Consider the following 13,058-nt stretch of genomic DNA (forward strand, 5'->3'; position numbering starts at 1 on the left):
TCTATATTTTGCTCGTTTTTATACCTGGATCTATTTTTTTAATCCGTTTGTCTTTTATATTAATCAGCGTGCCTATAAATTGATGTGTACGCATCAGATGATAATAAGGATGAAATACAATTACTAGTCCTTTAAGTAGGTACAATAAATGAAGTTTACTATTTATTGACCAATCAAATTCTGTTTCAATCTCTCCTGTTACAAGGATATCCCCTCTATAAGCAACATTATTATTACTTGGCCTAATATAGACATTATCGCGATTAAGTTCTTTTGGATTTATTGTAATTTTGTATTTCCTAGGTCTCATTTCGTGCAAATGATTGAATAGGAGTGAATCTCTTGAGGGCTGCTCACCTTTTTTACATAAGTGGAACCATATAAAAGGTTCCCTTTTCAGATCAAAATCTGCTACGTAATTTGTTGCTGCGTTTTCTACTCCTTTAATTCGAATGTAGCCACTTTTTCTATATAATTCTAAATCATCTTCGGATATGTTATTTGTGTACCGGATGATTACAGAATCCTCTAATTTATCCTTATAACCTCTCGAGACTCTCTTCAGATAAAAATTTCCTATAGTTCTTGCCCAAAGGTCTGGAATTAGCAAATAGCCTAGCAAACCTATAGCTAGATCAAACAGAGGGTTATATACCTCAAAAACTAATCTATTCATTAATAAAATAACACTTATATACAGAATGAAGAATATAAATAAAGCAACTGGATCTATTATCTTAAATAATAGGAGATTCTTATTTTTTCTTTTATGATGCTTAACTTTCATTTTATCTCTCCTTCACCAATAATGATTGGTGCATTATTTAGTATTTAATGTTATAATAATCTTACTAATAATAGGAGATGATGTCAATGAATACATTGCTACACTTAGGTGATATCGCTTTACAATACTATAGAGGTCGTAAAACGGGATTAGTCGGTTTAGCTGCAATATTTATCACTATAATTATAGTGGCAGCATGGGACTATATATCACCAATTTTTAGATTAACCGGTATAAGTAGCGCCTTAACGAATATAGGTTTAGTCACTCCAGGAGATGCCGCGCTATCCGGATACAAGATCCTCTTTGCTATAGTAGCGGTATACTTCTTGCTAATTCTCATTACATTCCCTGCTCTTGTATTCTTCGCTATACTGCATCGTCTTGTTTCAAGTAAGCTAGGTACATATGGAATGACTGCAATGCTTGGGGTTTTACTATCACCATTAATTATTTTGAACTTCTTTTTGAAGTTGTTTATCCCGAATATCAAAAAAACGGAATTGGCACCAACAACTATAGTAGATGAGCTTCTGACTTATAAGTGTGCTGAGGGTGAAGATAATGCAATTACCTTTGAAGAAGCTAAATCATACTTGAACCGTCTCCCTACTATAAGTGATAATTTCTTTCTATTAGGTGTTACTCATGAAGAAGATTTATATGCATTATTGCCCCGGCCATTTGACGTTTCTATCTACGGTGATGTTCATAACAAACTTTTTTGTAAACGACTGAATGTACACAGATATAACCATGTGAATGACAAGATACCATCTTATGCTCGGGTTCCTGATGCCTTTGTAGCGGAAATAGAAGTCAATTCAAGGATTAATGATATTGATGTAGAGAAATTTGCTTCCAATCGCTTTAAAGACTTTGTAAAAGCTAGTAATATCCCCGATTTAATGAACGCTTTCTCTATTTACATGGAAAATGAACAGTACAAAAGTTATGTTAAAGTAGTACAAAATAACTTCTATAAGGGCATGGATAAAATTAAATATGAATTAGGAAATGGATTAGATCAACAGTCTTTCAATACCTTAAAAGAAGAACTAAAGCATTACGAAAAAGTACCTAACCAGAGCATTATAAGATTCGTCTGGGAAGGGTGAAAAATTAGAGAACATTGAGGGATATTAATGGAATCGGAAAGACAAAAAAAAATAATCAAACAAGTGAAAGACTCTAATATTAGAGTCGGTACTGTAAGGGATTGGAACGCATCTGCTAAGGAACTAGATTTACCATCTAGTTCGACGATTATAAATGAATTTGGCTCCTGGAAAGACTTTAAGGGAGCTTGTGGTGTTAGTCTGGAGTATGGATACACTTACAATGACTTGTTAGGCATAGCACAATTGCACAAGGAACATCTCACTTCACGTAGAAAATGGGATGATTTTGCTTCTAAAAATTCCCTTCCGCGATCACAAATATTTATAGATAAATTCAGTAGTTGGAATAATCTAAAGCATGAATTAAACTTGCCAATCTTAACAAAGCGATCGGACCTCTATACAAAGGAAGACATAGTAAGAATACTAAAACAGCATGGAGCTAACCTTGAGTCCCGCCAACAATGGGACGTATACGCCCATGATAATAATCTACCTGCGTATAAAACTTTGCGGAAACACTTTACATGGGAAGAGATATTAAAATTGGCCAATAGGAATAAGATTAGTCACCTGACGAGAGATGATCTTATAGAAATTAGCATCAAGCATTATAAAGTATTTAGCTCAGCATCTATCGCGGCTTGGAACAAATATGCTAGGGATAATAAAGTCCCTAGCAGCTATAGCTTCATAAGAAACTTTGGAAGTTGGAAAAAAGCTAAAGTTGAAATCACTAAATTAAAAAATGCTTTAAAAAAGACACCAACTAATTAGTTGGTGTCTTTTTCGATTTGAGCAACTATTTCAGAAGGTGCTGTAGAAACTAGATATGTCGAGAGATCATCACCATGATTATTTGAACTGTAGTGTTTAAAAGTCAAATTTATCTCAGCTTCAGAATGATCACTGTATACCACTTTAACAGCCGCCTCATCTTTAAGAGTACCCAGGACTCCTTCTTTCTGAATGAAGTTAATATCAGTTATTTCTTGCTCCTTCGAAATAGCCTGGATAAAATCCATGATTACCTCACTGTTATCTACAGAGTCGCCATTGAATATATCCTTAGAAAGACTCTCTGGCTCGAATGCTTGAATAAAGAGATCCTCATCTTTTAATGTAACAGCAGAAAACAAGAATGTAATGGCCCCTTCTACTGTATTATACTTCTCTGCTACTTCATCATTGTGTAAATGAATGTGGCCGCCGTCTCCAATCTTTTCTTCGTCAGCCCACTTATACAATTCTTCTTCCTGCCCCATAACCGATTGCATATCTTCTAGTGTGTCAGCAGACGCTTGCTTAATATTTATCCTGTCTTCTTCTTCATCTAAATTGAAGTATATAAGAAGCCCTATCATAATAAGCATCCAGGCAGCGATAGAAGCTAAAGCAAGCTTTCTTTTCATGATTACCTCCTAGAATTGCACATATTTTGCAGGATCTAATTTACCAGACTTGGTGGAATTCCATGCTGGCGAATGTAGTTCAAAATGTAGATGCATTCCTGTCGATTGTCCAGTGTTACCCATGTAACCTATAAACTGTCCTTTTTTTACATTAGCTCCTGCTGATACCTTCCTCGAAGCTAGGTGAGCATATAGAGTTTCATACTGTTTTCCTTCTATATTGTGCCGGATGATAATTGTATTTCCGTATGAACTTGAAAGATATGACTTAACAACTACGCCATCTGCAGATGCCACTACTTGTACATTTGATCTACCGCCGCCACCAATATCTATCCCATTGTGGTAAGTTCCCCAACGAGGACCAAAAGTAGAAGTGATATCACCTGTTGCCGGCCTCATAAAGGTTCCAGAGGTTACTTGTGGTACATCTCCACCACCATTAGGGGTGTAAGTTGCTTGTGATTTGAATTTATTAGCGTTTTTAAGAACTTTATCGACATACCAGTTAGCATGATTGTAATTGTAGATAGCTCCTCTTTGATCGGTTGCATAATTACTTCCCGCCAAGTAATTGGCAGCAGTATGTATTGCATCTTCAATCTGCCAAGGATCAGCCTTTCCATCACCATTACCATCTACACCATATCCGCCGCCAGCTTTAATTACACTTAAACTGGTTATGTCTGTACCCGCGCTCACAAGACCGCCACCTATATTATATTTCCAACCGACCCATGTTGCAGGCATGAACTGGAGATGCCCAACAGCTCCGACTGAAGATACCATAGTGGGATGTGTACTAAACCCTGTCTCAACAAAGTGAATGGCAGCTAGAGTATACCAATCTACACCGTATTTCTTTTCTGCAGCAAGATATATAGGCATGTACTCTGCTGGGACTCCTTCTCCTGGAACAATTGTCCCGTCGTAAGATATCCCGGAACCAAAACCAGCGCTAGTATCTGATTCGAGCCATTCTAAGTAGCTAATATCAAATCCTTGAAATTCATAGTTAGCTGAGATCAGACGCTTATCATTAATCCCTAACCCATATGAATTTAAGATACTATCAAAGTTTGAGTAATCATGAGTCGTGGTTTCTGTGGTATTAAAGCGCTGTTTTCTAGTCATCGTTGTGGTTTTTACTGTTATATCGCGGACTTTTTCAACTGGAACCCTTTCTTCTACAGTTTCCTTTACAACTTTGTGCTTAGTAACATACTCTTCTTTCCAAGTCCCGTCTTTTTGCTGAACATATTCTTTTTCTCTATAGGGCACTTTCGTTGAAACCGTCTTAGTAACAGTCTCATACTCGATATATTCTTCTTGCTCTGTCTTATATACAACATCACTCTTCCAATCAGTAATATAATCATCATGGTCAAAGTGAGTTCCACCTTCCCAATGCTCTACACCGGTTAACTTAGTAACCCATTTGTCTTCCCTATCTACATCACTCCATTTTTCGCACTTGTCATTTCTACAGACTTGTGTCTTACTTTCTGACCATTCATTATATTCATTGTAAGAGAACGAAGGAGCTAAACTTTCCGTAAACTTGTTTACAAGCTCGTAATAATCTTCTCCTGCCATTCCATCAATTTGGATTACTGCGGATAGTAACTCAATAGGCAATTTATAAGGTGCCTGTAAAGGATCAGACATATCAACTGTCTCTTCTGTTTTCTGAACCATATATTCATGGAGATCCTTTTCTTCAGAATTTAAACTGTCTCCAGAACCGAGGAAGAATGATAGAGAAAGAGAAACAACTATTACCAAGAATATAACTATTACAACTACAATGAGTGCCGGAGCACCAATTGTCCCTAAGAAAGTCAATAGCATTTTCGCTAGTACTAGAGCTCCTTTCTTTATTGCTTTAGCTGCTAATTTAGCGAGTTTTTTTGCAATTTTTTTTGCAACTTTTTTTCCTGCTTTTTTTGCCTTACCCTTTGCGTATCCTTTTGCTAAATCTATAGCGCCTGAATTCTGTTCTGAATTCTTATCTTGTTTAACAGGAAGAACCATTAGATGGCTCCTCCCATACTTTGATGACGCAATGTTTCATAATCCCTTCTTTTCTGTAATCGATTGTTCACTACAGGAGGAAGAAGTTCTTCCGGTTTTATAAGGTCTTCTGGTCTTGCTGAAGTAAAGTATTTTTGACTGGAAGCATTTAAATCCCTGACCAGCCTCTTATTTTCAACTGAATAGTTTATTTGTACAGTTTCATCAGCATCTAATCTTCCATCGCCTTTACCATAAGGTGATACTCTAAATTCTTGGCCACTATTATCCTTGGCGACCATATAGCTTCTGCCCTTAGATACGACCATACGAATGTCTTTAGTGTTTTGCACAACATCAGCATAAGAAAGTTCACCGCTATCGACTTGCTGATTAATCGCAGGTACTTCTTGGAAGGATGGTTGCTTACTAGAATTCGTACCTGCTCTGTTTGCTAACAAGCTTGCAGGCTTGACGTTAATTGGTCTCCCTGTTTCTATTCTGCCACCAGTACTATCCAATTTATATGGAGTAGAATCATGTACAAGAGCTCCATTAGAAACATTAAGGTCTTGATATACGACTTCACCTTTCTTAAGTGAACTATCTCCTGAACCATAACGAGATACTACTTGTTTCTGACCATGTATATCCTTAACTTGAACAAATGATTTGTTACCTGTTGTGACTAGTTGTACTGCACCCTTCGCAATTTCTTTATTGCCGCTAGGTGTTTGGGTTTTCTGGGCCATATGTTCAACCTCAGATACTTCCATTACTTTCTGATTAACATCTGCATTATAAGGGTTTGTACGAACTCCTAGTTTACTTGCGGCTTGGTAGCCTCTAACACCACCTACAACACCACCTACAAAGGAAACTGCATTTGTATAATTTGCTTGTCTTTGTTGAAGGTTTTGCGGAATATGAGTGTTACCAATTTCCGTCTTAGCAGCGGCTATCCCACCACTTATTCCATTCGAAACAGCTGAAAACGTGTTAGTAATTGGACTTGTAGCCAAATTAGGATTGTTTACAGCCTCTTGATAAGCTAAGCCAGCGCCTTGTATGCCCGATGATACGACCTTCCCTAGCTTTGTATCCTTGGCAAAAGTCGCCATATCTTTCACACCAGTTGCAGCTCCGACACCACTAAGTACCCCTGAACCGATGGCTGCGGCACCATTAATTGCCTTAACATTACTGAAAGCACCATTAATCGGTATTTGAGAAGGTATTTGTTGTGATACTTCTTTAAGGTTCTGCTTATATGCATTTGGCTCTTGTGCTTGCCAGGCTTGTTCAGCAGCTTCTGTTGTGACTCCCTGCTTCTCTTGTTGCTTGATAAAACTAGCCTTAGCTTCACCAGTTTTAATTGAAGCCATTTGAGAAGCTAAGTAATCTGTGTTTACTTGATTTCCAGAATATAAGGTTCCTGATTTAACAGAATCAGCTGCTCCTCTAGCCATTTGGAAATAACCACGAGAAGATCCATTATGTTCTTTGAAAGCAATTTCAACATCCTCCTCGGATGCACCTGGATTACTTGCCTTATAATTCTTTTTGAATTCTGCTTGATCAGCATTAAATACCTCTTCACTAACGCCGTTAGCAAAATTGTTCTTGTCAATTAATGAGGAGTTTCCTAGATTTGCACTTGTCATGTTAGCCGCCACGGAGGTTGCCATAGATTTAATGCTTCCGGATTTGGCTGTAACAGCATTATTCCATGCAGCATCTCTTTGTTGTGTGCGTGTAGCCTTCTCTTGTTCTGTCATATTCTCTGTGATAGGATTTTCCCTATCGTAATTGTCCATGAATGCTTGTTTATTATTAGCCGCCCAGTTATTAGTCAACTTGGCCGTAGTTGCATTTACCAGATCGTCGGCATTTGCCACTTTTGACTGTCTAGCAATGTTCTTACCGGCAGTAAGACCACTTACAGCTGCTAAAGCGACCTGTGCATAAGAAGACTTATCGCCATTTATTGATTGGAATGCCTCTTCTGCTTGCTCATCTGTTGCAGCAGGGTTATTTTTCATAAACCTGTCTTTAAATTCACTCTTATTCATGTCTGATACTTGATCACTTACCGCTTTAGCGTAATCCGATTTGTTAATAAAAGCTTGTTCAGCGGGTAGGCCGTTACTCATTTGACCAGCAGTTGATTTCGAAATGCCTGCTATCTGTTCACGTTTATTTGCAACAGCATTATTCCACTCAAGTTCCTTTTTCTCTTCCCTATCTGCTAGATCTTTCGAAGACATTCCAGGAACTACAGGATTATTCTTATCGAAATCTTCTGCAAACTGTTCTCTATTCTTACTTGCCCAGTCCTGGCTTAATTGATCAGTGGTAGCTGCAGAAAGAGAATTAGCATTAGCATATTTACCATCATTTGCTCTAATCTTACCAACTTGTTCTCTTGCACTAGCTAGATGTTCTGCTTTTTTCTCACCCAGTTTTTCATCCCAGCGCTGATTTAGACTAGACTCATGAGAATCCGGAAACTTTTCTTTCAGGTCATTCATAAATTGTTCTTTATTAGCATTTGCCCATTTAGTAGTATCATTTTCTGCTATTGCTTCAGCAAGCTGTTCGTCCGACTTGGAGGGATCCATTTTGTCCTTAGCGGTTTGCAGACCCTCTTGCCATCCTTTTTTCAACCTAGAGCCAACGGCCATAGCGCCAGCTGCCCCTGATCTACCTACAAGGCCCCCGGCAAGACCACCCGCTTCATACCCAATTGTAGAACCCAAGATACTACCTGAAGGTCCCATGGTAGAACCAGCAATGGAACCAGCCGCTCCAAATACTGCTTTACCACCGCGGGACATCAAATCTCCTGCTTTGAGCATTTTTTCAGCTCTGGTAGTACTTCCAGAATCGGTTCCAGTGTTTGCTGCAAGAGTACTAGGATCTGTTTCTCCATTTTCGCCTTTAGACTTACCAATCTTATCTTTTGCACCTTGATATGCACCTTTTAATGCACCAGTTACAGATTTACCTTCTAAAGCTCCTTTGGTTGCTCCATACATTCCTGCAAGACCAGACATACCAAACATTGCTCCAGCTTTACTCATAGCTGAGTTCATGCCGCCACCTAATCCTAATAATGAACGTAGGGACTCCGAAACAGGGATAAAGATTACATACAATATTATTGTTTCTAGACCGTTATTGGCTGCAGCCAGTAACGCAATAATCCAGTACAAAGCAGCATGTATAGACTGCACAAACACTGTTCCTACAAACTCCGAAAACCATGCCATTGTCATTTTTTTCGTTTGTGGTATTAAATATAGTACAACCATTAAGGGTCCAATTATCATAAAGATGATAAGTGTAAGCTTTCGCATCATATAGTAGAAATTCGCCCAAATACTAAGGCCAATCAAACATAAACCAATAATGATTTGTCCTATTATATCTTCCCCAGCCTCAACACTTTCTTTTACTTTCATTATTTCTTCGTTGCTACCGCCACCAGAGAACAATTCAACTATAGTATAGTTAACACCAAATATTATCATGTATATTGTTGATAGATTAAAGAACACGATTCCTACAACCGCTAGGTCCTTCATAAATTCAATCGCATAGGTACGATTTGAAGGGTTGATACCAGAAGATGATATTTTCATGCCTCCAAGTGCTATTGCAATAAGTAATGCGCTAACAGCAAGAACGACAAACATATTCATACCGGGGGTGTAAATGTTTGTCAATTCTTCCTCTTTAAAGATGCCAAATGCTAGATCCACATCACCATCTCTTCCGTAAATTAAACCTTTAATGGTACGTAGCTCTAAGAACGGTGCGATGGTCCAAGTGTACATAGTGGCAAAAAGACTTTTAAAAATATCTACAATCCCATCAAGCACTTTACATCACCTGACCATTCCTGGAATTAAGTTTTCTTCTTTTTTTCAATAACTGCTCGAGAACGGCTGTATTCGACTCAATAAATGTCAGCTCTTCTTCACTTGGATTAGTCTTCAGCCACACCGAACTTTTTCCACTTCTTAAAATACCTTCACCCTTGTCCGGATTACCAAAGAGTATTCCAATCTCTCCATCACTTAGGTCGAAATTCTCTTTAACTTTTTCGAGATCAATTTTGTTCTGTTGCATGAACAAAATTGTGAATGTAGAGGAAAGTATACCCCTTGCTTTTGGGTTTTCTAAGATCCGAACAAAATCCTGAGTTGCCCAGCATAATCCACAGTTCCTCTTCCGGGCGCGCCTTGCAACTTTCTCAAAGAACGAAACCGTTTGTTCATTATCAATAAACTGCCAAAGTTCATCCGCGTATATGTATTTCTTCTTCGTAGCATTTTCACTGTTCTTGGCAAAGTACTCCCAAAGATAGTTTAGAATTACATGGTAAGCGATTGGACGTAAGAATCCTTCTTCCATCTGGCTAATGTTAAAGTTGATTAATCTAGACGTGTTTAATGTCTGTGTTACACCTTTACCAAGATACGTTTGACCATCGAAAATTGGTTTTGACCCTGTACGTAGGAAAGGACGAATAGCAGCAATGAGCCGCCCTGCTTTCCTATCTTTAGCGTACTTAGTAGTAAGGTAGTTATAAACATCTGATATGGTAGGTTCAGGCTTTCTAACCTTTGACTGTGTAAGAATACCGTCAATCTCTTTAACATCATCTGTGTATAGAGAAGCAGGGTGAGATGTAATTTCTAATTGCTCTTCGAATACATATTTAATGGATTCTTCAAGAAAGTTTCTTTCAAAAACATCTAATCCACCTTCTTCTCCATTCTTACCGCGAACGATAATATCAAAAAAGCTTAGAATTTCATTCTGTTTCTCTCGCAAAGGTACAAAACGAATAAAGGTCTTCTCGCCTTTTTGGACTATCTCCCGATCATCAGCTGTCTCCAACCAATCTAATTCTTCATCATCATCTTCCATCGGTATATCTGTAAAGTTAATTGAACATGGGTTAATACAAATATCTGCTTCTTCATTGACATTGAGGTTAATACCACCCAATCTTTTGGTTAGCATGGTAAATTCGCCTTCAGGATCGATGATTGTAGACCATACATTTGCTCCACTCATTTCTCTAGCAATTTTCAATTTCATTGCCAAAGATTTTCCGGAGCCTGGGATACCAGTTATACCTACGTTATAGTTTTGGGGGCGGTCTTCTTCTGTTCCAAAACTGTTGATGAATTCAAGCTGATCAGTAATTTGATTTTTACCTAGCGGAACCCCGCCGTTGTATCTTCCACTCCCACTAATAAAAGGAGAGAAAGTAGAAAGTGCTCTTCTATCAACGTTTCTCATTGAGTCAGGAATCTCATTCTTACCTATAGGTAAAACACTATAGAATCCTTTCTTTACTCGACTCCACGTAGTAGTCATTTTTATGAAATTGCCGGAGAGTTCATCTTCAAGTGTTTCACTATAGTTATTTAATTCTTTTTCACTATTGGCGTATAACACACCCATAGTTGAAACATAGAACAGATCATTCTCAGAGAATTGAATCTCTCCCATAAGAACATCAGTATCGTGCATCTTTGTCTCTAAGTCCTTGATTTGGTCGATGTTGCCCCTTTTCATCTGGAATGAATAGTTGGACTGCAACATTGTCATTTGGATTTGTAGCATTCTCATCGCATCTGTTTTTGATATTTTGTGAATATCAAGCATTGTATCTGCCTCACCGCTTGATGTGATAGAATACAACCAGTTTGTTGCAAGTTTACGAGGATATCCATCTCGTGGTACATACCAAGGTCTAAAATAAGTTTTAGTACCCATTGATTGCTTGATGACACCATAGTCTTCTGCATTTATCGTCATTCCATCCGGAGCAATGATGTCCCATAAAGTCGGCTTCTGATCGACTTGGGTCTGTGTGTTCTCCTCAGTCGAGTTCTTTTTTTGTTTAGGATTAGCTTGCTTTGTCTTCTTCATCACGTTCTTCTTCTGAAACAGCTTCATCTTCTAGTCCCTCCTTTACAAGGTTTACACGTATGTCATCTTGATCTGATGTGACGAATAGTGACAGCATCTCATTAGGTCCAAAATCCTTAAATCTTGATTTGACTGCCCTTTTCCTATTAAATGCATGATAGAGAACTTCTGTAATTCCTTCACTAGTTAGTAGTTGTACGTCTATTCGTGCTTTTCTAAGTTGGTTTCTAGCAGCAAAATATCTACGCGAAAGTTCTGAAAACGCCTTATCTACTATCTTTTGCTCCAACTCATCTTTGTTATCAGCAGAAATGTCATTTGACTTCACTTGATATATGTTTAATAGATACCTTTTAGTTTCGAAGCGTGGCGCTATGCGTTGCCACTCTGTTAAATCCTCAACCATAGTTTTGGCGTATTCTCTGGCGTTTTCACTTAAATCTTCCGCATCCTCCATACTTTTCCGCATTGATTCAATCTGATCTGATAAATCTACATACCTGTTTTGCAAATATATTTGGAACCGATAATTTGTTTGAGCTAACCATCGCTCGAAAACTACATCAATGGCTTCCTGCTCTGCCTGGCTTAACAAGAAGTAATTTACTGGCTCTACTTCTGCTATCATGACAAAGGTGTCATCTGTGTAGCGAAGCATGTGGCCTTGTATTCCTTCTAAATCTTTAAAGAGATCTTTAAATGGTTGCGGCTCTTCGTCCAAGTCAATATTGCTCTTATTATTAGGGGTTTTTTTCTTTTTGAACCTGTTATTCTCACGAGTTTTTTTTTCACCCCAAGGAATTATGGGTTCTTTCATAGCAATTCTGTAGAATATCCATAGCCCTATTCCAAACCCAATGAATACTAGCACGTCTCGCATTTTCTTCCTCCTTTATTTAGGTCCTTTGCGCCAAACACCAAGTTGCTTTTTATACGCTATCCTGACAATTAAATAAAAGTCGTAATTCATTCCATATTTCTTATTTTTGTAAAATCCCAAAAGAAACACCAATGCCGCAGTAGGTATTAATGACATTAAGCACATAATTACACCAACTATCATATTAGGTGCTAGATTATATACAGGTGCTATGTATGAATAAATTACAATAGCTCCAACGATCATATAAATTAATTGTCTTTTAGTTATAAGACTCAGGATTTCTTTTTGTTCACTGGCCATATCAATTGGAACCGTCACTTTTCGACTCATACAAATCTCCTTCTATAAATACACCCCTCTCGGATATAAGAGGGGTGTATTTCTTTGTTATGAAATTTAAGCTCCGAATCCTGCGATCCACCCAGCTAAGTCATACGCTTTGTAGATTACAAGTCCTCCAACAGCAGCAAAAGCTAAACCTATCATTCCAGCAGTACGGTTTTGTGGATTTCCTTGTGAACTGGAAAGTTTCATACCCGCGAAAATCAAGCAAAGTAATACCCAGAACCCACCAAAAACTATAACTATAGTTACAAGACTGCTAAGATCGTCATAAACTCCACTGCTTTCTACGTCACCATCTGGTGTGATACCAGCTTTCTCCCATGCATTAGCGGAAGCAATATCTGGGTTAATTGACATTAAGGCAAAAACAGCTGCCACCATAACCAAAGCAACAAGCGCTCTAGTTAGCATAGGTTTTTTTGAAGTTAGACTGTTCATCTCTTAATCACCTCCATCTTTCGGAAACAAAAAAACCCCGCAACTATAAGAAATGATTAATTCATCTCTTAATAGTGCGGGGTGTCCCGTTTATATGTAGTTATTGC

Annotated in this window: 10 protein-coding genes; 2 read left to right on the forward strand and 8 right to left on the reverse strand. The window is 38.1% G+C overall.

Annotated features, from left to right (window positions below; translation table 11 throughout):
- Nucleotide 1 precedes the first annotated feature (1 nt).
- Nucleotides 2-787 carry a hypothetical protein gene (locus tag KS242_RS17605; RefSeq protein ID WP_217324299.1) on the reverse strand — a complete coding sequence of 262 codons (786 nt, stop codon included), beginning with the start codon at nucleotides 785-787 and terminating at the stop codon, nucleotides 2-4.
- A gap of 86 nt (nucleotides 788-873) precedes the next feature.
- On the opposite strand from KS242_RS17605, the gene KS242_RS17610 reads away from it, so the two are divergent.
- Nucleotides 874-1,905, forward strand: coding sequence for a hypothetical protein (locus tag KS242_RS17610; RefSeq protein ID WP_217324300.1), 1,032 nt, complete (start codon nucleotides 874-876; stop codon nucleotides 1,903-1,905).
- A 27-nt stretch (nucleotides 1,906-1,932) separates the two neighbouring features.
- On the forward strand, nucleotides 1,933-2,685 hold the full coding sequence (locus tag KS242_RS17615; protein ID WP_217324301.1) for a hypothetical protein: 753 nt from the start codon (nucleotides 1,933-1,935) through the stop codon (nucleotides 2,683-2,685).
- On the opposite strand, the gene KS242_RS17620 is transcribed toward KS242_RS17615, so the two are convergent.
- The 7 genes from KS242_RS17620 to KS242_RS17650 all read right to left on the reverse strand — a co-directional run bounded on the left by KS242_RS17620 (nucleotide 2,682) and on the right by KS242_RS17650 (nucleotide 12,951).
- Nucleotides 2,682-3,320 carry a hypothetical protein gene (locus KS242_RS17620; protein WP_217324302.1) on the reverse strand — a complete coding sequence of 213 codons (639 nt, stop codon included), beginning with the start codon at nucleotides 3,318-3,320 and terminating at the stop codon, nucleotides 2,682-2,684. The two genes, KS242_RS17615 and KS242_RS17620, sit on opposite strands and share 4 nt — an antisense overlap.
- Before the next feature lie 9 nt (nucleotides 3,321-3,329).
- Entirely contained in the window at nucleotides 3,330-5,354 is a 2,025-nt protein-coding gene (locus tag KS242_RS18265; protein WP_217324303.1) for a peptidoglycan DD-metalloendopeptidase family protein, read from the reverse strand.
- A complete protein-coding gene (locus KS242_RS17630; RefSeq protein ID WP_217324304.1) occupies nucleotides 5,354-9,217 on the reverse strand; it encodes a TrbL/VirB6 family protein in 3,864 nt (1,287 codons plus the stop codon). Before KS242_RS17630 ends, KS242_RS18265 begins: the two co-directional genes overlap by 1 nt.
- A gap of 1 nt (nucleotide 9,218) precedes the next feature.
- Nucleotides 9,219-11,312 (reverse strand): VirB4 family type IV secretion system protein, encoded by a 2,094-nt coding sequence (locus tag KS242_RS17635; RefSeq protein ID WP_217324305.1) that lies wholly within the window; start codon nucleotides 11,310-11,312, stop codon nucleotides 9,219-9,221.
- Entirely contained in the window at nucleotides 11,263-12,165 is a 903-nt protein-coding gene (locus tag KS242_RS17640; RefSeq protein ID WP_217324306.1) for a TraC-like domain-containing protein, read from the reverse strand. Before KS242_RS17640 ends, KS242_RS17635 begins: the two co-directional genes overlap by 50 nt.
- A gap of 12 nt (nucleotides 12,166-12,177) precedes the next feature.
- Nucleotides 12,178-12,498 carry a PrgI family protein gene (locus KS242_RS17645; RefSeq protein ID WP_217324307.1) on the reverse strand — a complete coding sequence of 107 codons (321 nt, stop codon included), beginning with the start codon at nucleotides 12,496-12,498 and terminating at the stop codon, nucleotides 12,178-12,180.
- A gap of 66 nt (nucleotides 12,499-12,564) precedes the next feature.
- Entirely contained in the window at nucleotides 12,565-12,951 is a 387-nt protein-coding gene (locus tag KS242_RS17650; RefSeq protein ID WP_254391902.1) for a hypothetical protein, read from the reverse strand.
- Between the last annotated feature and the right edge of the window lie 107 nt (nucleotides 12,952-13,058).

Source organism: Terribacillus sp. DMT04, assembly GCF_019056395.1.
GTDB classification, from domain to species: domain Bacteria; phylum Bacillota; class Bacilli; order Bacillales; family Amphibacillaceae; genus Terribacillus; species Terribacillus aidingensis_A.